The organism is Bacillus sp. AFS040349 (assembly GCF_002577655.1).
In the GTDB taxonomy this organism is placed as follows: domain Bacteria; phylum Bacillota; class Bacilli; order Bacillales; family Bacillaceae; genus Metabacillus.
In genome coordinates this window covers 28226-51383 of the sequence record NZ_NUMC01000011.1, presented here as the reverse complement: position 1 = coordinate 51383, position 23158 = coordinate 28226, and the positions used below count along the sequence as shown (strand labels likewise).

The following is a 23158-nucleotide window of genomic DNA, read 5'->3' as shown; positions in this document are numbered from 1 at the left end:
ATTGTCCTTTATTTTATAGTATTAGCGAATTTTAAGAAAGTTTTAACGAATACTTTTGTTATTAAAAATTAAACAACTAGTATGAAGCAACATCTAAATTGATACTTTTTATCTAAAAGGGATCCAATTCCAAATTCCATATTGATTTTTTCTTTGCACCGTCGTACAGTATGGTAGTACTTAGTTTTAACAAACGTGGACGGTGAGACGATGAGCTGCTGGAAAACCATCAACCTTACAAAAGATATTGGACTATATAGAATCATATTAATATCTTTATTAACGATGATTCTTTCGTTTATTTTAACCTACTTACCTATTAATCTTCTTTATTCAAAAGTACATCTCAAAGACGGACACTTTTTAATGTTTGTCCTGTTATTAATTAGCATGCATCCTTTTCATAAACTGCTCCACATTATTCCTTTAATTCTTTGTGGCTGCAGAGTTTCAGCGAAGCTTAAACTTTTTCACTTATTCCCCACCATTCAATTAAAAGCATGTCAGGGAATGAAAAAAAATGAAATGATTGCTTCACTTCTAACACCTTTTGTCACTTGCTCGATTCTTTTTATACTTGGGAGTATATATTTGCCTACCTACATGCATTATTTTAGCATTGCAATGGCATTTCATATTGGACTTTGTGTTCCGGATTTTCTCCTTTTAAAACATCTACTCTTTGCTCCTAAGCAATGTTTTATCGAAGAATTTGAGGATGGTTACGAAGTTCTTGTTCAAAATAAATAGAAAAAGTGATAAGCTCCGGCTTGTCACTTTTTTATTTGTTATAAAGCTTTAACTTAGGGCTATAATAAGGGCAACTATGTGTCTGTAATTTCTACTAAGGCTTGCCTTTGCAGTGTTATCTTGACATATATTTGAAATGTAATAGTTGTCAATGCTATCTTTTTCTCCAATAGTCTGGTAATCTAATATGTATAATGAGGGAAGGGGGATCTCAAAATGATAATCTTCTTTATCTTGTTTGCAGTCTTTATCTTGTTTTATATAAACAAGCTTACAAATGCTTTATGCTTAGTTCGCGAGATTCCTGAAGACCGCCAAACAAAAGTTTTTAGAACAATAAATGTTCTTATTACCATTTTGTTAATCTCTTCATATATTGAAATTCTGTATACGTAATTCATATGTTTTATCTTCTTAGTAGCCTCGGTTAAAATGATCTCATGCTCCATTCTTGTAATCGTTATGTATGAGTGTCTTAAAAACGCATGTCTTTATTTTCCTCGGGGCTCGAAATTTCATAATGGTAAAATACAAAAACCATACATATCTAAAAGTTAAAAAGCTAACAGGGACACCCTGTTAGCTTTTCTTAATGTTTATCTTATAACCATGCTGCACCAACAATGATTAACAAGATGAACAATACAACGATTAACGCGAATCCACCTGTATATGCACCGCTCATTATTACACCCCCTTTTCAAGGTGATACAAATTATTTATATGACTTTATTAAAGGTAAGAAGCTCCAATAATAATTAATAGGATGAACAATACTACAATCAAAGCAAAGTTTCCTGTAAAACCGTGGCTCATAATTAATTACCTCCTTTATCTCTTTCCCTATATCTTATGGTCATTTGTACTAATGTGATTGGACTGTTGCCCAATTCCTTCATATTTATCTTAATGTCTTATAAAGACATTGTAAGATTTAAAGATAAGAAGCTCCGATGATGATTAACAGAATGAACAGTACAACAATCAAAGCAAAGTTATTTGAAAAACCAAAGCTCATAATGAATCCTCCTTTATCTTTTATACTTTATTCTATGGTCATTTGACTTGAGGTGATTGGACGTTTGCCCAATTTCTTCATATTTTATCCTAGTGTCTATTTAAGACATCTCATTAGTGTCGATTAAAGATAAGAAGCCCCAATGATGATTAGTAGAATGAACAGTACAACAATCAAAGCAAAATTATTTGAAAATCCAAAGCTCATAACAAGTACCTCCCTTATCTTTTTCTTTATCATAAAGGTCATATTTGTTCATAATGGTTGGATGGTTGCCTATGATTTATGTCTTGAACATACAATCAAGGACATCTCATTTTATTAAAGGTAAGAAGCTCCAACGATGATTAACAAAATGAACAGCACAACGATTAAAGCAAAGCTATTTGAATAACCAAAGCTCATAACTAATTACCTCCTTTTCTCTTTACACTTATATCCTATATAAATTCAGGCTTTTTGTTTGGACGTTTGCCCAGATTTGAGGAATTAGCTTATTTTTTCTTTAGGTATGCTTTGTTCATATACAAAGCCATAGTTAATGAGTTTTCTTTATTAATGATTTTAGCTTTCTTCTTATTTGGAGAAGATACATAATAGTATCCATTCTCCCATGGAATTCCTAATCTGAAAAAACTTTTTGAACTTGTCACATTATGGTATAGTATTTCTTGTACTATCTAAAATACATAGCAAGCTAGATACTGTTAAATTTCATAACTAGGAGTTGTAGTAAAGATGAAAAAGATCGCAATTGTATTAGCAGCAGCAACTAGCATACTTGCACTAAGTGCTTGCAACAATAATGCTGACTCTGAAGTTGTTGTAGAAACAAAAGCTGGTAATATTACGAAGGACGAATTCTACGATGCAATGAAGGCTCGTTTCGGTGCAGATGTGTTAACAGAGCTCGTTCATGAAAAAGTATTAAGTGAAAAATATGAAGTAACGGATGAAGAAGTTCAAAGTGAATTTGATAACTTAAAAACACAATACGGTGCTCAATTTGAAAGTGTTGTCCAAACTCAAGGTGAAGATGTTGTAAAACAAATGGTCAAAGTGGATCTGCTTAGAAAGAAAGCAGCTGAAGCTGAAGCCGAAGTTACAGATGAAGATATTAAGGCTTACTACGATACACTGGAAGGTCAAATTAGAGCAAGCCATATTTTAGTTGCAGATGAAGCAACGGCAAAAGAAGTAAAGGAAAAATTAGATGCGGGTGAATCATTTGAAGATCTTGCAAAAGAATACTCTACAGATCCTGGTTCAGCTCAAAACGGTGGAGATCTTGGATGGTTTGGTGAAGGTGCAATGGTTAAAGAATTCCAGGATGCAGCCTTTAAATTAAAAGAAGGTGAAGTAAGTGCACCTGTTAAGTCAGATTATGGTTTCCACATCATCAAAGTAACAGAAACAGTGAAACCACTTGAAGAAATGAAAGAATCCTTAAAAGAAGAAGTACGCAACCAAAAAATCCAACAACCTGATACAATTCAAAATGCGTTAGACAAAGCAATTGAAGAATCAAATGTAGAAGTGAAGGATGAAGATTTAAAGGATACTTTTAAAGCAGCAGAAGAACCAGCAGAAAAAGAAGAAGAAACAAAAGAATAATTCCAATAATTAAAGGCTCTCGTCGTTTTGACGAGAGCCTTTGTTTGTAGAAATATCTTAGCTTGCTGTTTGATCGTCTTGTAGCTCCGGTTGCTGTGTTAATAGATCTCTTTTTTTCTGACGTTCCTTTTCAATACGGTCAAGATACACTTGACCCTCCTGTTCAATGAACGTATCATCAATTTGTTTATCTTGTCGTGCTGTTTTAAACGCCATATATCCACTTACAAGAATCCCTATAATACATAAATAAATCCACCACGGCATAACAAACATTATACTTCCTCCCCTTTTAAAGACTTGTACACTTGAACAAGCTCTTTTGTAGGAGAATATGAACGAAATAGCGATTTTATTCCTATTTATTTATGAAATGTTGGCTTATAAAAGGAACGGTTATCAAGAGCAAATACTCTTTCTGTGTATTCCCCTGGCTTAACTCGTTCAAGGGCACGATCCATCATATTCATTTTTGCATCAAGATTATCAATATAATGTAAAATTTCTGCTTCTTTGATCATAGGTGGTTTTGGACTACCCCATTCAGCCTTTCCATGATGACTTAAAACGAGGTGCTGTAGGACTACTACTTCTTCCCCTTCGATTTGAAGGTGTTCAGCTGCTTTAGCAATTTCATTTACCATAATGGATATATGACCTATAAGGTTTCCTTCAACTGTATAAGTTGTGCTAACTGGTCCAGACAATTCAGTAACCTTTCCTAAATCATGTAGAATAACTCCAGCATAAAGAAGATCTGTATCTAGACTAGGATATAAAGCAGCTATTGATTTTGCCAAATCAAGCATTGAAACAACATGATAGGCTAAACCAGATACAAACTCGTGGTGGTTTTTTGTCGCTGCTGGATATTCAATAAAAGCAGCACCGTGCTTTTTCAATAAATATCTTGTAATACGTTGGATATTTGAGTTTTTCATTTCAAAAATGTATTGTGTAATCTTCTCATTCATCACTTCTTTTGCTATAGGTGCAGTTTCGAGAAGATCTGAAATCTCAATTTGCTCTTCGTCATGCTTCGGACGGATCTTGCGAATTTTCAACTGATTTCGTCCACGATAATGATGAATATCTCCTAATACTTTGACAATGCTTTGCGGGGAATAGAGGACTTCATCATCCTGTGATGCATCCCAAAGCTTTGCTTCTATTTCCCCTGATGTGTCTTGTAAAATTAAAGTTAAAAAAGCTTTACCATTGCTTGCAATTCCTTTAGTGGAAGTTTTGATTAGTAGGTGTACTTCAACTTGTTCTCCAACGTCATAATGCAAAATCCCTTTTCCCATTTATATATGCTCCTCTCGGTTGGATCTTCTTTATTATTTCGCTTCTTACATTTTTGGCATTGCTGTGATCGCCAATCTTTCAAACATCATCAATTTATAATCGTATGGCTAGTATAGCATAGTTCCTTTATTCTTTCGGCTGCAAAACACTTTCATTAACCCAAACTAACTAACATTTATTTGTGATAGGTTAACCATATTCTGAGACTGATAGGTATTTGCGATATGCTCGTGACATGTAAAATAAATCACTTGATTCTCTTCTTTAAGTCCATTTAATAAAGAAATGGTGTTTGATGTTCTGCGATGATCAAAATGTACAAAGCTATCATCCATAATAATTGGCAAATTCACTTGCTTGTTAATATTTTTTATAATCGCTAGTCGTATCGATAAATACAGTTGTTCCGAGGTTGCTTGACTTAACTCTTCAGCAAAAAACTTTGTTCCATCATGTCGTTCCACTATAAATGACTGCTTATCACTTGGTAAATATACATTGTGATACATCTTAGATGTAAGTCTTGTAAAAAAGTAAGTTATGGATGTCAGTAACTCAGGTAATTTTTCTTCTCTGTGTCGCTGAACTGTTTTTTGTAGCAAATCTTTAGCAAGTGCTCTAACCATCCATTTTTCTGCTTCCTCTTTAACAATAGCCTTTTTATTTTCAAAAGAATGCCTTAGATTTGAATATGTTCCGCTCTGTTCCATCTCTTCTAATTTAATGAGAGTACTGGATTGTTCTTGTTGGAGTTCCCTTTCACTTGCTTCAAGTACGTTTATTTCCTCCTCTATCTCTTGTAACCTTACCTCAATATCGTCAATTTTTGTGTTGGAAAGTGTTTCAATATCAATGTCTTTTTCTGTATCTAACTGTTTATCAATCCATTGCTTTTGCTTTCTTACTGCTTCTCGTTGTTCATGCAATTTTGCTTGTTTGCGGAACTCATCTTCTGTTTCACATCCACTACTTTTGATAAAATCTTCTTTTTGCTGTTTTAAAAATGTAGTGCTTTGAACATATTCACTAAGTTCTTCATCCAACTCTCTTCTTTTTTCTAATAACTGTTTTTGTTTTTCCTTCTTTGTTCCTTCTATGCTCAATTGCTTAAACAACTCATGAACAGTTTGTTCGATTGAATTTCCTTCAATATCACAAGCCTTTATGATCTCACTAACCATTTGTTCATACTTCAACAATTCCTGTTTTATCAACTTTTCCTCAGCAATAAATTTGTTCTTTTCAAGGATAAGATGCTGAAGTTGTTGCAATAACTCAAATGCTTCTAAAAGTGCCTCTGATGATGCATGTTCATCAATCTTCAACAACTTAGCTAAATGAGCTTGCTTTTGTTTTAATTGAAACTGAGTTTTTTCCCACTCCTCATATTGCTTGACAATTCTTTCGTAGTTTCTCTCTTGTTGCTGAAAAAGTAGTTGCTCATGGTGGAGCATTTGTTTTATTTTTTGGTCATGATTAAGAAGATGAATTAATTCTGGTAGCGATTGAGAAGAGGATGATTCATATGCCATTCCCTTTTTTAAATACACTTCAATTTTCTCAAGCTCCATTGTTAAATGCAGAAGAAGTGGATCTTTTTTCGTTTTTTTATTTTTCACTTGAAGAATGAAACTAACACCTATTGCGATACACACTAGTAAAAGTATCCAATGCTGCTGGATGAAGGACCATATCGTTCCAATTTGGGAAAGTATCACTAAGAAATAAATTAACATCGATCCTTGCTTTTTCTCCTGTTTATGCTCTTTCTTACGCCTAGTTAATTCATTTAAAAGTCTCTCTCGTTCTTGTTGAAGTTGATTCGTATTAAAATTTTTATATTCTTCGACCTTCTGTTCCAAATTCTTTCTTTCATCATCAGGCAGCTCTTCTTTATGCAACTCATTTATTTTCCATTCAGTTTCTTCAATTGAGTTTCTTGATTGCTCAAACTGCTCATCCAACATCTGCTTTCTTTGCTTGGCCTGCTGATCCTCAAGTATGATCTTCTTTATTGCTTCCTTCATAGGAATGGTTGCATGTATTTCCAATATTTCCTCATCACTAATATGTGGGTAGAGTCTTTGTTTAAGAAGTTCAATTTCATACTGTAGCTGTTCAATTCTCTTTTTTAAATGAGATTGCTTCTTTTGCTTTTCATCAAAAAGAGCAAATTGTTCACGTGCTTCATGAATCGCTTTTTTATTTTGAATATATGCCTCATTTATTAGTAAATCTTCCAGCTCTTTGTTCACTTGCTCTGAGTTACTTTTTAAAGAATTTAATTTGATCTCAATTGGCTGAATTGACATATTAAACTGATCTAGCTGCTGAATGGCATCCTCCGGAAAATGCTCTGTGTCAGGCAAAGATTTCAATTGTTCTAAGCACCAGTTTCTTTCCTTAATGAAGGGAATAACAGATTTTATTCTTTCTAACTCTCTCTGTAAAGACATATTTTCTTTTTTTGTAACTACTACTTGAGATAGCTTTTCCTTCAGGGATTCTTTTGCTTTTAATAATTGCTCGTAGTCACTATTTTTTCTTTTAGCTTCTAACATATTAGCAGCGCTATCCTTTAACTCTACTAGCTCTTCATTTAATGTTGGCTTCTTACCATTCGGCTTATAAATGAGTTCCTGTTGCTTTGTTAATTTGTCCTCAATCGTAAATAATGCATCGGCACCATAAATGCTTGATAAAAATAAAAATTTCCCAACTTGGTCTGAACTCATTTTATGAATTTGCTGTAGGCCATGAACATCAAACGAGAAGATAGATCGATACGTTTCTTTATCTAATCCAGATAATAATTCACCTAAATATTCTTCATCTTTTGTTGTTCCATCCTCCATCTCAATTGTGACCTGCCCACCAAATTTTCCTGGTACTCTTTCTATTTTAAGTCGCCTGTTCTCTTCACTTCTTAAAATTAAATAACCTCCATAGCTTGTTGCTCGTTTAGGCTCATAACGATTTTCTGCTTGTTGTTTAGTGGGAAAGCCAAATAAAACGCTATGTATAAATGACATAATTGTAGATTTTCCGGCTTCGTTTTCCCCATAAAATACAAGTAGGTTGGATTTGCCTAAATAAAAATGCTGATTTTCAAATTTACCGTAACCATAAATATGTAATTCTTCAATTTTCAAAGAGTTCACCTCACTTTATTTCACCTTGTTGTAAAAGTTCGTTTTGCAATAATTTCTCCGCTTCCTTCAGTAGCTGCTTTTGTTCTTCTAAGGTGTATTCTTTAAAATATTTCCGATATACTGGGTGCTTAATAAGTGGGTTTATCACTTCTTCAAATGAATGATAGTCATCTACTGTTTTTTGCAAATCAGTATAGAAAGTGGAAAGCTTAGGAGCATCAATCCTCTTTTTGTATGTTTTATTAATAAGTTTCACAATCCAAACAAAGTTTTCCTGCTCCTCAGCACGTTCATTAAAAATATCTATAATATCCTGAGCAATGTCCTGTTGCTGCAGAGTATTGGCTAAAGAACCTGCCCCTGTTAAATCGATTGTTAAACATGTTGGCTGAGCTTTCTTTCGAATGGATTCAATGGCTGTCTCACATTTGTTCAGTAATTCTGAAAAGTGATGAAGTCCATCAATTGATATTTCAACGTTTTCCCACAAGATTTCTTCAGTAGAAACAAACGTACTTTTCGTTTCTCCTTCTTCCAATTCAACTAAATAACAGCCCTTTTCTCCAGTTTCCTTACGATGTCGTCCTTGAATGTTTCCTGAATAAGCAATCACTTGATGATTTTCATATAAAATCTGACGCTTATGAATGTGTCCTAGAGCCCAATAGTTAAATTCTTTGTCAATTAGCTCATGAAGCTTAAACGGACAATACACATCATGCTCTTGACTGCCCTCTATCGACCCATGCAGCATACCAATATGATACACAGAAGGATTTTCCTTTTTTATATATTGAGAGGTTATATTTTCCTGAAGAGATCGGGTTGGATAACTATATCCATAAATATAGGCGAGCGGTATATCATTTTTACGATATTCCTTCATTTCAACAGAATGACTTGAAAAAACATAAACATTTCCAGGCCACTTCAGATCAATCCACTTCCCACTCATATGATCATGATTTCCATGTATAATGTAAACTTGGATTCCCGCTTGCTCTAATCGCTCAAATTCTCTTCTTAGCTTTAACTGGGCCTTTAAACTTCTCTCATCTTCATCGTACAAATCACCTGAAAGTAATAAAAAATCCACTTCTCTTTCAATCGCAAGTGATATCATTCTAGAAAATGCTAAGAACGTACTTTCTCTCACTCTTTCAAAAAGATTAGAAGGCATATGCTTTAATCCGATAAACGGGCTGTCCAAATGGAGATCAGCAGCATGTATAAACTTGATTGAACTCATATTTGTCCCATCCTTTATAAACCACGTAAACAATTAATATTCCCTACTTATATAGTATCATCTCTAAAATACGAATGCACGTTCTGTGAAGATTAATTTTCGTACATGAAACTTATCGTTCTCCTATGTATGAGAAAAACAGATTAAAATTGGAAATCATTATTGTTCTATGGCCTCGAAAATAAACTCGTATCTGCATCCTAAACACTTCCAATTTGGCAAAAGAATGTTTCATATTTCTGCAGGAAAAGTATAATAGAAGTAAGAATTATATAATTATAATGTTTACAACAAGGGGAGGAAATGAAGATGGGGACTTACTATTTAACGGTTTTTGAAAAGAATGGGGAAAAAGTTTTAGATGAGAGCTTTGAAGCTCAATCTGAAAATGAAGCAAAAGAAATTGGACAACGTAAATTAGAAGAACAAAATTATACAGATAAAACACACCGCTGTACATCTGCAGCTGGGAAGCTCGTGTTATTTGGAAGATAAATTGAGGAACTGCCTTAGTGAGGCAGTTCCTTTTTAATTTGGGTAGTTTGTCCGTTTTTTGACTAATCCTAGAAAAACCTTCAGGAATCGTTGATAAATTCTTATAATCGAAGATAAACCTCCTGGAAAGGAATCGGAGATAAGTCCTCCAATTTAATTAATTTCCGATAAAATGAGCCGGGCGTTTTTCTAAAAACGCCGCAACTCCTTCACGATGATCTTGTGTTCTTCTCATTTCTAATTGTTTTTCAGTTTCAAGGTCTAATGTTTCAAGCAAGAGCTGTTTTTCTTGTTCACTATATATCATTTTTGAAGAGATCATTGCCTTCAATGGACGCGCTTCCAATTTTCTTTTTACCAATTCAAGCTGTTCTTCTGTATCTCCTTCATAAGCCATGTCAATAATCCCTGCCTTTAATGCTTCATCAGAGGTCATTGATTTGCCTTCCCAGATTACTTGCTTAGCTTTGTGTTCTCCTAATCTTTTCTTTAAAAAGAAATGCCCTCCACCATCTGGAATAAGACCGATATTAATAAAATTCATGGCAATCTTCGCATTTTTCTCCGCAAATACTTGATCACATGCTAAAGCAAAACTTAGTCCTAAGCCAGCTGCAGCTCCGTTAAGAAAACTTACTGTTACCGCAGGCATTGTGTATAAGCTGACAATAATGTTTTTTATATTGTTCATCACAGTCTGAAAGCCTGATTCGTCTGCGTTAGAAAGCATCGTTTTTAAATCACCGCCAGCTGAAAAGGCACGACCTCTTCCAGTAACAAACAAAAGCTTTACATTAGAAGCAGCAACATCAGCTAAGCACTCAGCTAATTCCTGAAGCATTTCTACGTCCATTGCGTTTAATGAGTTAACTCTGTTTAGATATAATGTAGCAAAATTCCCCTCTTTGACCAGCTCAATCGTTTGATATGTCATTCTCATCCACCCCTAAAATGTATTTCAATATATTAATTCAAGAAAGCTGGTTGATATCCTGCTTGTTAACGTATTAGTATCTTGATAATTTTAGGCGGAAAGAAAAAACAACAAGGCATATACAAATAACGATTAAGCGATTTCCAACTCTTCAAGAATCGTTTGGAAAAGTTCTACTAAAATAAGCGGAAAAATTCCTCTTAATGAGGAATTAACACGAAAAACAGATTAAATAGACGGAAAAATTACGCCTATTTAATCGTAAAAGCTGAAAATGGACTCTTTTACTTTACTTAACCGGAAAAACTCCGCTTATATCCCCCAAAAAGAGTTCCATTTTTCAGTATAACCGGAGAAACTCCGCTTATTTAAAACGATCGTTTCTCGGACAAACAAGAGGGTAGCTTTATTTATCCGCCTCTCAGACTTCATCACCCATCCCCTGATAGTTACATATCTTTTTTGCACGCCAATAGAATAACAATGAGCTTACAAATTTTCATGCTGACAAAAACTTATATCATCATGTTAGAATGGGTTTGAATTTAGAGCACAGTTACCGTCTATTTAATTAACCCCCATATAGATCTACAAAAAAGAAGCAGTCCTATTCAGTTGCGAATAGGACTGCTAATTGGTGTGCTAATTTAGTTTTTGTATTCGGAAACTGAACCCGTTCATTTACAAAACCTTGCTGTTTACATTCTTTATTTAGAGAACAACTCTTCTAGAATAGAGATTTTTTCATTTGTATAATGTTTAAAACCATCATTATATGATTTTGGATCCTTTGGATTGGCAAAGTGAGTAATTTTCCTTGTCACAGGATGAACAAACTTACTTGCAGCTCCGCATCCAATCCCAATAATCGTTTGCTGTTCTTCCATAATCATGATGTTATAAAGACTATCCTGCCCTTTTAAGGCATAACCAACATTCTCTAAATTTCCGAGGATGTTTTTTTGACGGTATAAATAATATGGGGTATATCCATGATCCTTTGTCCAAGAAACTGCATGGTCCATCATCGTTGTAATTTCTTCACGGCTTGCCACTTTATACTTATGTTTGTTTTGCGTCATTTCTGATGCACGCTTAAAAGAAAGTGTGTGAACCGTCAATGACTCCGGCATCAACTTTGCTGACTCTGCAAGAGAATAATCAAATTCGTCAACACCTTCACCAGGTAAGCCGATAATTAAATCCATATTAATATTATTCATCCCCATACTTCTGGCTAAATGAAACTTCTCTATTGTTTCTTCAACAGTATGATGGCGTCCAATCGCCTTTAATGTTGCCTGTGTATAGGATTGAGGATTAATACTAATACGATCGATTTTCCACTTATTTAAAATATCAAGCTTTTCCTTTGTTATAGTGTCCGGTCTGCCTGCTTCTACTGTAATTTCTCTAATATTTTCTAGATGCGGGAACGATTCGGCCATTTCTTCATACAACATATCCATCTCTTCTGCTGTAATACTTGTCGGTGTACCCCCACCATAATAAACAGTTGTAATTTTAATGTTCTTTTCCTTTAACCAACGACCGATTTCTCTCATTTCATAATGAAGGCCACCTAGGAAAGAAGTAACCGATCCTTGTCTACCATTGATTGCATACGCTGGAAACGTACAATAAGCACACTTTGTTGGACAAAAAGGGATGCCAACATAGATACTCACCTCATTAGAAAGGGAATCTAAATCCGGAATGACTTCTAGCTGTCGTTCAACGATCTGCTTCATAAGATGAATTTTTTCATCTGACAACAAGTATTCTTCCTTAAACATTTTGTGGATGTTTTCTGTTAACATTCCTTCTTGCCGCTTTTTATGGTAAAGCTTCGTAGGACGTATTCCGGTTAAAATTCCCCATTTTTGAATCATACCTGTGTAATCCTGAAGAAGAGTTAAATAAACAAACGAAAGAGTGTTTTTCACTTGTCTTAATCGTTCCTTCCCTTCTACATGAACAGGAATTTGCTTCTCCTTGTTTGCCTCGTATCGCTTGCCATCCTCTGTTAATAAATTTCCTGTGATTGAAACACGCTCATCATCTTCTTGAATAAAAAACTCTGCTTCAAGAGTATGATCATCTTCTATAAAGCAGAGCTCTGTTTCTTCAAAAAATAAATTTCCGATTAATGTGAGCGGACGATGGAAACGTTCATCTTCAATACCTTTTATATATATTTTCATTTCATAATCACCCTATATCTTTTTCAAAACTCATTTTAGTTTCTAATACTATCATCCATGAAAAACTTATACTTTCTGATAGTACAAAAAACAAGTGTCTCGGTCAATGTTATCTTTATACAGAAGCCTTTTGTAGGACAAAGCCTTTCTTTTTCATTAAATGTTTTAATGCTGATTGAAATGTAGAAAAAGACTCTGCTTTTATCTGCACACCAGTCGAGACAATCTCCTTAATAAGCTGTGGAGAAAGACCAACATAGTAAGGCTCGACCCCCATTAAAAAGATCGCATCTGTTAATTGATGGATTTCGTTTCCTAATTCTCGCATACCAATTTGTTCAATTTTATCTAATGTAATATCTGTCATATCAATAATAGCCGTCTCAATATCATGTGTTTGGATATACGATAAAATCTTAATTCGAATTTTTTCAAATCTTTCTTCAAGGAGAATGCCTGTAATCGGCACTAAGATTGTATCTGGTACAATTGATGGAATAATTGGTGCTGACATTTCTAAGATGACTTCTTCATATTCTTTGATTTTTGTTTCTAGCTTCTCTACATATTCTTTGTTCATATTTTGCCCCTTCATTTTAACATTTATATATATCTACTTGCTATTTGAATGAGAATGAATAATTTCTTTCCACTAGTAATAGTAACAATTACTCATGTACAGTAACAAGCGATATTAGGAAAAATAAATATTGATAATATTATCCACCAGTAAGGTCATAGAATAATAATAAGAATATAAATATAGGAGGCAATCGCTGTTGAAAAAAATTGCTCCAGTTATCATTGTTGCAGTAGTTGCTATGATAGGTTATCTAGATTCTCCACAATTTTTTGAGAAGGAACAAGCCATTGTCAGTATTCCAGTACCAGCTGATGATGCTGAAACTGCTACAACTGAAACAGAAGAGTCTGTTGCTTTACCTGAATTTGAAAACAGGCTAGTCGATTTGAAAGAAGAGGATGGATATGCTGTAGAAGTATATCAAGAGTATGAGGTTTATAAGGACGAGCAAGGAAATGTTATAGAACGAATTCCGACGGAGAATTACCATTATTTACGATATAAGGAGTAATAAAGAGTAGGTTCTATAACAAGAAAAAATGGGACTGTCCATTTAGACAGCCCCTTTGGTTACATAAACTCATAAAAATAACGGATAACATGGAAAAATACTGGTGAGGTATATGTTAAACTATCAACACGTGTTAAATAACTTTTTTGTACGTTCTGTAATTTTTCACGGTCCCCTATAAGCAAGTCACGTTTTAAAACTGAAATGGTTAAACTTCCAAAAAATCCACTTAAGCTAATCAAAACACCTGATATGATACCAAACTTTAAGTCGAGAGGCGTTAAGTAAGGATAAATAAAGTATGCAATTGTTGTTGTGACGATGGTTGCACCTACATACCCTTCCCATGTAATGGTAGGATTCGCTGAGGGTACTACCTTTCTTTTTCCTATATAGATCGAAATCAAATAATGAACAACATCATTCACTTGTGTTAACACAACTAGAAAAAGAACTAAATTTGCTCCGTATTCAGGTGTTGCGAATTGATAATACGCTAAATGACTTAACCCAAACACCATTAACATTAATCCCCACTGTGTTGAGCTTACTGAACGCAAAAAGCCACTTGTACCTTTACCTAATAGCCTTGGTAGAGGTAAAAACAAGAAAACATAGACAGGAATAAACACAATAAACATTCCATACCATCCGATATAAATCCAATAAAACTGTAAAGGAATCGCTAAATAAGACCAAAGAAATAAACGTCGATCAGCTTTTCTCGTTTTCATCATAGAAAAATACTCTTTTAGAGCAAAAAAACATAAAACCATTAATGAAAGCAATGAAACAACAGGATTAAATAAAGTAGCCATACAAAATACCGCAAACATTCCCCACCAAGTTTTTACTCTTAAAAATACAGCGGTAAAATCCTTCTCTGGCTCCCTCTTGCTCATGAATATAAAAACAATGCTCACACTACTTAATACAAGTAAAAAGATCGATAAAGTCCAAAGCGTTGTAATCAAGTTTTCACCCACCAAAAAAATGAATTATTGTATAATTAAGGATAGAATATTTCGGGAAGATATAAAAGAGGGAAGTAATAATATGACAGCCAAAACATATGTTTATATATTGCTCACTGATACTGGGACGTTATTTACAAAATCTATCAAAAAATATACAAAGGCTCCATACAATCATGCCTCCATAGCCTTTGATCCAACATTAAAAGAAATGTACAGCTTTGGTAGGAAAAACCCCAGTAATCCAATTAACGGTGGATTTGTAAAAGAAGATGTTTATACAGGAACTTACAGTAAGTACCCTGATACAACCTGTGTTATTTATAAGCTTGAAGTGTCAAATCGTGATGTTGAAAAGATGAAACGTGTGTTAAACGTTTTTATTAAAAATAAAAAGAAGTTTCTATATAACCTCTTTGGAGTTTTAGGTGTCTCCCTCAATGAACCAGTAGAATTTAGTAATTCCTATTTTTGCTCACAATTTGTGGCTGAAATTCTTCAACGCTCAGGAATTAAATTATGGGATAAACTCCCAGCATTAATTACTCCTGACGATTTCCGAAAAAGCGATGAGTTGCAGCTTGTTTATGAGGGAAAATTAACAGAATACCCTGCTATTAAAAGAAACCATTCTTAAATAACAAGAAGGGAGAGTCTGCTCTCTCCCTTCTTGTTATTTATCAATTTTAATTTTCCGTAAGAAATCCTGTCTTTGCTGCTTGCGAAAATGCTCTTTTACCATATAAGCAACACCTTGCTGATTATTAGAACGTGTTACCCAGTCAGCTGCATGCTTCACTTCAAACGGTGCATTCCACATTGCTACCCCCAAGCCTGCTGACTTAATCATTTCAATATCATCATCTGAATCACCAATAGCCACAGTTTCATGCAGTGGTATCTTCAAATGGCTAGCAAGGGCACGCAAGCCGTTTTCCTTTGAAACCCCTTTTCTAACAATCTCAAAACTTTTAGATTTGCTGTTGGTTTTTAGATTAACCTCATCAAAAGCCTCTTGTATTAATTTTTCTGCCTCTTCTTTTTCTTCATCATATTTGAAATGAACATCGATTTTCGTGGCAGAAACCGGCTCATCTCTAAGAGTGTCTCCTAAGGAATCCACAAATTGAACCGGATAAAACATGGAATCTGATGTATTAAGGATTGACTTACTAAGTAAATTGGAAGCAATTTTTTTTCGATTTCCAATTGAAAAGCGTTCATGTGTAAGACGAATATTGCAATTAAAATTCTCCAACACTTGAACAAGATTAAACGTTAAATCTTCAGATAGTCGCTTCTCATAAAAAGGCTCATCTAGATTTTCGGAAATAAATGCTCCACCATGAGTGACTAAAAATGAATCTAGTTTTAATGCTTTCGCAAGCTTTTTGGCAGATTGAAAATGCCTATTTGTTACAAGAGTCACGTAGACCTCTTTTTCTTTCACAAAATCAATTGCTTCCTTCGTCGACGCTTGAAGACGACCATTTGAACGAAGCAAAGTTCCATCGATATTCAATGCAAGTAATCGGTAAAAAGTCACAGCGAGTCCCCCTTCTACAGATGTCTAAAACCTATTATGAGGTTATGTCCCTCTTTCGAAAAATAGAACAAGAGTGGTGGTGTTGTGATGAAATGTTTGGGATTTGTGTGTGTTTCGATCGTATACAAACATAAAAAAGCAGAATGGTTTTCCCATTCTGCTAAAGAACGAACATTTTTATGTATGTCTTATAAGCTTCCGTACATTTCCTCAAGTGGTTTCATAATAATTTTATTTAGTTCTGTAACAACCATGCTCAAGCGTTGTTCTGCCGCCATCAGTTGGGCAATTTTTTCATGTTGTTGAACAAGTTGAACAGATTTTTGCGCCTGTTCAATTTCTTCTTGCGTAATTTCCTGCCCAGACATTTGCTTCTGTTGAAGATTTAGTTGAATGTTACGGAAGTTTTCGAACATCTTACTTGCTGATTCATCTGCGTTCACTTCATCGTAAAGATTTTTTAACGCTTTGAAATCATCACTTTCACGTAGAGCTTTTTCTAAATTGTATGCAACATCATATAAGTTTTCAGGCATATGATGAGCCTCCTTTCTAGTATTAACCTATGTAGGCTCCTTCTCCACTATAACAAACTATTTTCATCTCTGCATAGAAAACCAGCTATTTTATTGAATGAGCATGACAATTATAGCTTGTAATCCCCCAATGATCCCTCCAAGTAGCGCTCCAAGATAGGTAATCATTTTAAATTCTTTCCTTGATATTGAAAGAATAATGTCCTCTAGTCTCTCTACTGCAAAAGATTCAACTTGTTCCCGCACAACATCTTCAAGCTTCAACTGTTGTAAAATATCATCTAAATGAGATATAAGGTATTTAGTTGAAACATCAACTACCATCGGAAGCCATTCTTTTAAAATTCTCTCTTCATTTGGTTTTAAGTAAGTTGAGATTGGCTTGGATAGAAGTTCATCAACATTCAATGTATCAATAACAGCATCAAGAATGCGGGATCCTTTTTCAACAATACCCCATTTTTGATCAAGCTCATCAAAGGTTATGTCTTGAATAGAATTCCATTCACGCCCAATTAACGTTGTAACTAAAACTTTCGTTTCGTCGTTTTTCAAAAACTTAATAACTTCTGGCTGTACTTTATCAACCAGGCTTTCGTTTCCTAAAAACATCCCAATCATATTACCAAGCATTCCTCTAGTTGCAAGAAAATCTTCAATCATTTTGCCAAGCTTTTGTTTACCTTCCTTGCTTTCAAAATATGAAATGCCTTTATCAACAATAAATTGAGCCACCTTTGGAATAACAACATAAACATCATCTAGAACATTTTTAGAAAGTACCTCATTTAACGGCTTTTGGGAGTTTTCCTTTACCACTTTTTCGAGTTTTCTAGAAAGAAAATTTCTTACGGTATCATTTACTACTTTCTCAGGTTCATTAATATTTAATGAAATCATAAGTTGTGATGGAGTTTTTTCAGAAATCACAAGCTTTCTAATCTGTGCTTCTCCCCAAGTAATAACCTGGTCTCTAAATTGTGATTGTAAAAATTTCCGTTTCATCCCTTCTGCTGTTAACAAATGCTGAACAACCATTTTTCCTAACTGTTCAGCAAGCTCCTCTCTCCGCTTCGGAATCAGTCCCGGTGTAAAAGGAACTCTTTTCCCTAAAAAATAAAGAGGTTTATAAGGACGAAAAAGCATTTTAATTGCCAATGAGTTCGTAACTCCCCCAATAGCCGCACCGATTACAATCATTATCACTGCCATAATTACATCTTTCATTACCATCTACCTTCCACAACATCACCTTTTTTTTTCAAAAACATACGATGTTATATCAACATCTGCCTAAGAACATTATAGAGCTTGTCTGTTAGGCGAGCAAATAAGGGGTTTCTATGATGCAAAGTATGATTGAAATAAAACAGTTACCATCAACTTTTAGATCAAATATATGTGAAATGAGTGAAGGGCTCCGTGTTCATTTAGGTCTCCCTAAATTAGTTCATTCCCTGAAAATTAGTTGTGGAATGCATACTGTGTCCTGTCCAATCGTATTTATAGATGAGGAGAACTTTAGTTTGTCCGTTTCGAAGGAAACGTATGAATTGCTACATCTGCCAGACAAAACATTATCTCTTCATGGAGAACTCAAGAACCGTAATCAACTAAAGCTTGGGCCGGTAATTGGCCTGATAACTGAGATAAAGAAAAAGGATCAAGGTGTCCATTTTGGCTCCATTCATGATTTTTGCAAAGAACTCGCCTTATTTTCTGAAAAAAATGGCTGCTTTTTCTATGTTTTTTCGTTTTCAACCTACAATAAGGAAAAAATGAGTGGCTACTATTTACAAGACAATCAGTGGGTAAAAGCTACATTGCCATACCCTGATGTTGTTCATAACCGTATTCATTCTAGAAAACTGGAAAAATCAAAAAATTTCTTAGATATCACAACTGACTTTATTGAAAATAAAATACCATATTTTAATGATCGTTTTCTAAATAAATGGGAAATTCACCAAATTCTATCTGCAAGTGAACATCTTATTCCTTATTTACCTGAAAGCATGCTCTTAGAGTCTAAATCTAATTTGGAAGATATGCTTAACGAAAAAAAAGATCTTTTCATTAAACCTATTAACGGAAGCCAGGGGAAAAGAATTTTTAGAGTAATAGAACATGAAGACAGCTCCTACTCTCTTGATTTTACTACTTTTTCCGGTGAAATCAAAAAAGAATATGATAGCTTTGATCAATTATTCACCGCTCTTTACCCTCGCTTAAAAAAAGAAGGGTTTCTCCTTCAAGAAACGATCAATTTAAAACAATATCAAAACCGAACATTAGATTTTCGGTTTTTATGTCATAAAAAAGACCTGCATCATTGGAAAGTTTCTTCTGCTGTTGCCAGAGTGTCAGGAGATCAGCAATTTGTTGCTAATTTAGCAAGAGGCGGAGAAATCTTTAAAATAAAAAGCTTGCTTAATGAATTATTTGGAGAAAAAGAAGGACTTCATTTAAAGAAGCTATTATCAGAGCTTTCTTTAGAAATTGTTGATGTTGTATGTATTCAAGCAGGTGGAGAATTCGGAGAGTTTGGCATTGATTTAGCACTGGACGATGATGGACACCCTTGGATCATCGAAGTGAATACAAAGCCTTCTAAATCAGAAGATGATCCGAAAAAAAGCAAAGTTCGTCCATCTGCTAAATCAGTTATAAACTATTGTCAGTTTTTATATGATCAAAAATAAATCTACCTGCTTTACAAAATGAAAGGAAACGAAAAGGAAGTGACTTAAATTGCACCAAATTACATTAGGTTTTTTAGCTGTACATTTACATCATGAAAATGGATATGCAACAGAAATTGCCAAACGAAGTGCTTCATTTAATATCGAGTGCGTTCGTTTTGAACCTACCTCCATTGATCCTTCTACATTAACCATTAACGGTGAAAAATATGATTCAATAACTCAAACATGGAAGATTGCTTCCTTTTCAATTCCTACTTTTATTTATGACCGCTGCTTTTATAACAATCAACAAGCATCAAAAAAAAGCAAGCCAATTGTTGAATGGTTAAAGCAAAACCCTTCAACTACATTTTTAGGGTTTGGATTGCCTGATAAATGGCAGATTTATTCAGCCATAAAAGCTAGTGAGCCCATCAATTCCTACTTACCTGAAACCGAAAAACTAACAACATCTGCACAAATTATAAAACACATCAGAACTAATTCTAGTTGCATTTTAAAACCTACATCTGGATCTAGAGGAAATGGAATTATTGCTGTTAGGCAAACTTCAAACGAAGTAAACATCACTTATCATAAAGGTCACGATAAAAAGACACAATCATTTCATTCATTACAGCAATTTTCAGATTGGTGTGAAAGACTTCTAAAGCAGCAAAGCTATCTTCTTCAACCTATTCTTTCCCTTACAGATCAGGAAGGTTATCCGTTCGATATTCGCTTACTTCTTCAAAAGAATCGAAATGGAGAGTGGATTCTTGTAGAGAAAGGGGTACGGAAAGGGTATCAAGGATCGTTTTTATCAAACTTAAACAGTGGTGGTGCTCCGATCACATATGAAGAATGGTCAAAGTCTTTAACAATGAAACAAAAATTTTTACTTGAAGATGAGCTTTCTACGATTATTACCCATTTGCCTAAGCTGCTTGATATGAAGTTTAATAGATTGTTTGAAATAGGAATTGATATAGGTTATGCACAGGATGGATCCACATGGATACTTGATATTAATTCAAAGCCGGGCCGAAAAACCTTTGTTGAAACAAAGCCACATTTAAAAGATATTCTCTATGAGTCTCCATTAGCATATTGTCATTATTTAATGAACCAAAGAAATAACAAAGGAGCTGAAGTCAATGAATAAAATCTATTCCATTCAAATAAGAGATACAGAGAAATTAACCATTTCTTTACCTATAACTGCACAACATTTCGGTAAGATTGGATTCGTTTCTTTCGGTACGATTACCCTACCATGTGATGTAATGTATGATGAGACACTTATTGATAACATTGTAATACCAAAAGAATTATCAGAACAGCTGCTGCTTCGTACCTTAGGAAAGACTCACCTTATCATTCATGACTATACATTACACCTAGGTCCTTTGGTTGGCATTTTTACTGCAGGCTTTACAGAGTCCTCATTACGCCCAATTGGTGAGCGTTCTCTATTCTTTGCTAAGTTTTTATCCATTGATCAGTCACTCGGCATCTACTCCTTTGTGTTTGGTGCTCATCATATAAACTGGGAAGAAGGTACAATTGAAGGTTACACATATGGAAAAAACGGTTGGAAAAGAGGAACCTTTCCTTTTCCTAATGCTGTATATGACCGACTACCAAATAGAAGAATTGAAAACCATCAAGCACTTAAGCTTGTAAAAAAACGGTTAACAGAAGAGTATACAATTCCATGGTATAATCCAGGCTTTTTTAATAAATGGTCCATTCATCAGCTTCTTATCCAAGATACTGAGGCTTCACATTACTTACCTGAAACCATTCACAACCCTTCTATAAGTAGGATGGAGGAAATGCTTTCATCGTATCAAAGCATTTATTTAAAGCCTGCAAATGGAAGCTTAGGATTAGGAGTGTTTCAGCTTATGTATTCACGTGAAGAGAATACATATTATTCACGTTACCGAGATGATAAAGATATTAATAGACTTAGAAGATATTCATCTCTTGAAAGCTTCTTAAAAGCTTCTTTTAAAGACAGACTTCTATCAAGTTATCTTGCACAGCAAGGAATTAAGCTTATTCGATTTGATGGTAAAGCAATCGATTTTCGAATTCATACAAATAAAGATGATTACGGGAGCTGGAAGGTTACCGCACTAGCTGCAAAGGTTGCTGGTCGTGGCAGTGTAACTACCCATTTAAATAATGGTGGAGTTGTTAAAACACTTGAAGAAATTTATGATGACCCTCAGGAGAGAATGAAAACATTTCATAACTTAACCGAGGCAGCTATTACACTAAGTAAAAAAATTGATCAGCACATTAAAGGCTTTATCGGAGAAATAGGTTTTGATTTTGGGGTAGATCAAGACGGTCGAGTTTGGATGTTTGAGGCCAACTCAAAGCCTGGAAGATCCATTTTTTCACATCCTGAGCTTAAAGACGCTGACCTTACAACAAGAAAAGCATCCCTTCAATATGGTGTTTACTTATCGAAAAAAGCAATATTTCATCCAGAGGAATTAGTTCATGAAGAAAGCTGATTATGTTCCTCTTGTAGGAATTCTAGCAAGCAAAGGTGGCAAAAACCATATTTTCCGTGGTAATGCTACAGTTTTCAAAAATATTCAAAGTGAACTTTCTAAATTCGGTGGGTTATCCTTTGTCTTTACAACAGATGGTGTTGAAGAAAATGGTGTTACTGGCTATGTTTATTTTTTTGAAGAGAAGAAATGGGGAAAGATTTCTTTCCCTTTTCCTGATATCATTTATAATAAAATCTCGTCTCGAAGTGAAGAAATTTCAGATGAGGTTGTAGCCCTAAAAGCATTATATGAACAGCAAGGAAAACCTTTTTTCAACTATGGTTTTTTCAACAAATGGGAAACGTACTCTGCTCTGTCTCAGGATAGAGAAATGCAATCTTATATACCAAAAACATGGCTACATACTAATATAGTACATATATCCGACCTTCTTAATTCTTATTACTCTCTTTATGCTAAACCCCAAAATGGCCATAAAGGATCTGGCATTTATCAGCTGTCACGAAAAGAAGATCATTACACAGTCCAATCAAATACAACCACTATTTACTACAATGAAGAAAACTTTAGGACATGGGTTAGCAGCCATTTACATAAAGAAAAATACCTTCTTCAAGAAGAAATTATGACGGATAAGATCGAAGACTGTAAATATGATTTACGCGTTATTTGTTTATATCGAGACAATGAATACAAACCTGTAGGAATCGGTGTACGGAAGGCATCAAAAAACTCGATAATAACACATGTCCCAAATGGTGGCGAAATCATTCCATTTGAAAAGGTTAGGGGGCGATGCTCAATCAAACAAGTCAACTGGCTCGCAAACAAAGTTGGGACACTTATAACAAAAGCATTTGGCTTTGTTGGTGAATTTTCGTTGGACATCGGTCTAACTCCAGAAGGCTGGCCTTATCTTTTTGAAGTGAATTCAAAACCAATGATTTTTGATGAGCAAGAGATTCAGAAGCAACGGATCACTGAGCTAGTACAATTATTTATTGAATTAGAAAAATACCATAAATAGGTAGAAGGAATTCTCCCATTTTCGCCGTATTATTTCTAT

General features: G+C 34.5%; 26 protein-coding genes. 10 read left to right on the top strand and 16 right to left on the bottom strand.

Annotated features, from left to right (window positions below; genetic code table 11):
• The first annotated feature begins 210 nt into the window (after positions 1–210).
• Both COD11_RS03080 and COD11_RS03075 read left to right on the top strand, forming a co-directional pair.
• A complete protein-coding gene (locus COD11_RS03080) occupies positions 211–750 on the top strand; it encodes a DUF3267 domain-containing protein (RefSeq protein WP_098795293.1) in 540 nt (179 codons plus the stop codon).
• Positions 751–966: 216 nt separating this feature from the next.
• Complete coding sequence (locus tag COD11_RS03075; RefSeq protein WP_098795292.1) at positions 967–1146, top strand: hypothetical protein; 180 nt, start codon at positions 967–969, stop codon at positions 1144–1146.
• A 205-nt stretch (positions 1147–1351) separates the two neighbouring features.
• Here COD11_RS03075 and COD11_RS03070 read toward each other — a convergent pair whose 3' ends face one another.
• The 5 genes from COD11_RS03070 to COD11_RS03050 all read right to left on the bottom strand — a co-directional run bounded on the left by COD11_RS03070 (position 1352) and on the right by COD11_RS03050 (position 2173).
• The gene (locus COD11_RS03070) at positions 1352–1435 is read right to left on the bottom strand and encodes a YjcZ family sporulation protein (protein ID WP_098795291.1); all 84 of its coding nucleotides are present in this window, start codon (positions 1433–1435) and stop codon (positions 1352–1354) included.
• A 47-nt stretch (positions 1436–1482) separates the two neighbouring features.
• On the bottom strand, positions 1483–1566 hold the full coding sequence (locus COD11_RS03065; RefSeq protein WP_098795290.1) for a YjcZ family sporulation protein: 84 nt from the start codon (positions 1564–1566) through the stop codon (positions 1483–1485).
• Between the two features lie 118 nt (positions 1567–1684).
• The gene (locus tag COD11_RS03060; RefSeq protein WP_098795289.1) at positions 1685–1768 is read right to left on the bottom strand and encodes a YjcZ family sporulation protein; all 84 of its coding nucleotides are present in this window, start codon (positions 1766–1768) and stop codon (positions 1685–1687) included.
• Between the two features lie 123 nt (positions 1769–1891).
• A complete protein-coding gene (locus COD11_RS03055; RefSeq protein WP_304362971.1) occupies positions 1892–2008 on the bottom strand; it encodes a YjcZ family sporulation protein in 117 nt (38 codons plus the stop codon).
• A gap of 81 nt (positions 2009–2089) precedes the next feature.
• The gene (locus tag COD11_RS03050) at positions 2090–2173 is read right to left on the bottom strand and encodes a YjcZ family sporulation protein (protein ID WP_098795287.1); all 84 of its coding nucleotides are present in this window, start codon (positions 2171–2173) and stop codon (positions 2090–2092) included.
• A gap of 333 nt (positions 2174–2506) precedes the next feature.
• Between COD11_RS03050 and COD11_RS03045 the strand changes: the two genes are divergently transcribed.
• Positions 2507–3382, top strand: coding sequence for a peptidylprolyl isomerase (locus COD11_RS03045; RefSeq protein WP_098795286.1), 876 nt, complete (start codon positions 2507–2509; stop codon positions 3380–3382).
• 57 nt (positions 3383–3439) lie between these two features.
• Here the strand turns inward: COD11_RS03045 and COD11_RS03040 are convergent, their stop codons facing one another.
• The 4 genes from COD11_RS03040 to COD11_RS03025 all read right to left on the bottom strand — a co-directional run bounded on the left by COD11_RS03040 (position 3440) and on the right by COD11_RS03025 (position 9091).
• Entirely contained in the window at positions 3440–3658 is a 219-nt protein-coding gene (locus COD11_RS03040; RefSeq protein ID WP_098795285.1) for a sporulation YhaL family protein, read from the bottom strand.
• A gap of 86 nt (positions 3659–3744) precedes the next feature.
• On the bottom strand, positions 3745–4689 hold the full coding sequence (gene yhaM / locus COD11_RS03035) for a 3'-5' exoribonuclease YhaM (protein WP_098795284.1): 945 nt from the start codon (positions 4687–4689) through the stop codon (positions 3745–3747).
• A gap of 165 nt (positions 4690–4854) precedes the next feature.
• Complete coding sequence (locus tag COD11_RS03030) at positions 4855–7842, bottom strand: ATP-binding protein (protein WP_176550958.1); 2988 nt, start codon at positions 7840–7842, stop codon at positions 4855–4857.
• Between the two features lie 10 nt (positions 7843–7852).
• Positions 7853–9091: a metallophosphoesterase family protein gene (locus COD11_RS03025; protein WP_098795282.1), complete on the bottom strand. Its 1239-nt coding sequence runs from the start codon at positions 9089–9091 to the stop codon at positions 7853–7855.
• 309 nt (positions 9092–9400) lie between these two features.
• On the opposite strand from COD11_RS03025, the gene COD11_RS03020 reads away from it, so the two are divergent.
• Complete coding sequence (locus COD11_RS03020; protein WP_098795281.1) at positions 9401–9586, top strand: YhzD family protein; 186 nt, start codon at positions 9401–9403, stop codon at positions 9584–9586.
• 157 nt (positions 9587–9743) lie between these two features.
• On the opposite strand, the gene COD11_RS03015 is transcribed toward COD11_RS03020, so the two are convergent.
• The 3 genes from COD11_RS03015 to COD11_RS03005 form a co-directional block, all read right to left on the bottom strand.
• Positions 9744–10520 (bottom strand): enoyl-CoA hydratase, encoded by a 777-nt coding sequence (locus COD11_RS03015; protein WP_098795280.1) that lies wholly within the window; start codon positions 10518–10520, stop codon positions 9744–9746.
• Positions 10521–11227: 707 nt separating this feature from the next.
• Positions 11228–12724: a coproporphyrinogen III oxidase gene (locus COD11_RS03010; protein ID WP_098795279.1), complete on the bottom strand. Its 1497-nt coding sequence runs from the start codon at positions 12722–12724 to the stop codon at positions 11228–11230.
• Positions 12725–12839: 115 nt separating this feature from the next.
• Entirely contained in the window at positions 12840–13304 is a 465-nt protein-coding gene (locus COD11_RS03005; protein ID WP_098795278.1) for an STAS domain-containing protein, read from the bottom strand.
• 199 nt (positions 13305–13503) lie between these two features.
• Between COD11_RS03005 and COD11_RS03000 the strand changes: the two genes are divergently transcribed.
• Entirely contained in the window at positions 13504–13818 is a 315-nt protein-coding gene (locus tag COD11_RS03000; RefSeq protein WP_098795277.1) for a hypothetical protein, read from the top strand.
• Between the two features lie 59 nt (positions 13819–13877).
• Here the strand turns inward: COD11_RS03000 and COD11_RS02995 are convergent, their stop codons facing one another.
• Positions 13878–14720 carry a phosphatidate cytidylyltransferase gene (locus COD11_RS02995; RefSeq protein ID WP_098795306.1) on the bottom strand — a complete coding sequence of 281 codons (843 nt, stop codon included), beginning with the start codon at positions 14718–14720 and terminating at the stop codon, positions 13878–13880.
• 154 nt (positions 14721–14874) lie between these two features.
• On the opposite strand from COD11_RS02995, the gene COD11_RS02990 reads away from it, so the two are divergent.
• Positions 14875–15429 carry a hypothetical protein gene (locus COD11_RS02990; RefSeq protein ID WP_098795276.1) on the top strand — a complete coding sequence of 185 codons (555 nt, stop codon included), beginning with the start codon at positions 14875–14877 and terminating at the stop codon, positions 15427–15429.
• A gap of 36 nt (positions 15430–15465) precedes the next feature.
• On the opposite strand, the gene COD11_RS02985 is transcribed toward COD11_RS02990, so the two are convergent.
• The 3 genes from COD11_RS02985 to COD11_RS02975 form a co-directional block, all read right to left on the bottom strand.
• A complete protein-coding gene (locus COD11_RS02985) occupies positions 15466–16338 on the bottom strand; it encodes a Cof-type HAD-IIB family hydrolase (RefSeq protein WP_098795275.1) in 873 nt (290 codons plus the stop codon).
• Between the two features lie 188 nt (positions 16339–16526).
• Positions 16527–16874 carry a YlbF/YmcA family competence regulator gene (locus COD11_RS02980; RefSeq protein WP_098795274.1) on the bottom strand — a complete coding sequence of 116 codons (348 nt, stop codon included), beginning with the start codon at positions 16872–16874 and terminating at the stop codon, positions 16527–16529.
• A 90-nt stretch (positions 16875–16964) separates the two neighbouring features.
• A complete protein-coding gene (locus tag COD11_RS02975; RefSeq protein ID WP_176550957.1) occupies positions 16965–18101 on the bottom strand; it encodes a DUF445 domain-containing protein in 1137 nt (378 codons plus the stop codon).
• A 119-nt stretch (positions 18102–18220) separates the two neighbouring features.
• Between COD11_RS02975 and COD11_RS02970 the strand changes: the two genes are divergently transcribed.
• Genes COD11_RS02970 through COD11_RS02955 form a run of 4 tightly spaced genes read left to right on the top strand, consistent with a single transcriptional unit; the run spans position 18221 to position 23119 of the window.
• Entirely contained in the window at positions 18221–19576 is a 1356-nt protein-coding gene (locus COD11_RS02970; protein WP_176550956.1) for a YheC/YheD family endospore coat-associated protein, read from the top strand.
• 49 nt (positions 19577–19625) lie between these two features.
• A complete protein-coding gene (locus COD11_RS02965; RefSeq protein ID WP_098795271.1) occupies positions 19626–20723 on the top strand; it encodes a YheC/YheD family endospore coat-associated protein in 1098 nt (365 codons plus the stop codon).
• On the top strand, positions 20716–22089 hold the full coding sequence (locus COD11_RS02960; protein ID WP_098795270.1) for a YheC/YheD family endospore coat-associated protein: 1374 nt from the start codon (positions 20716–20718) through the stop codon (positions 22087–22089). Before COD11_RS02965 ends, COD11_RS02960 begins: the two co-directional genes overlap by 8 nt.
• On the top strand, positions 22076–23119 hold the full coding sequence (locus COD11_RS02955) for a YheC/YheD family endospore coat-associated protein (RefSeq protein WP_098795269.1): 1044 nt from the start codon (positions 22076–22078) through the stop codon (positions 23117–23119). The genes COD11_RS02960 and COD11_RS02955 overlap by 14 nt, the downstream gene beginning before the upstream one ends.
• Positions 23120–23158 lie beyond the last annotated feature (39 nt).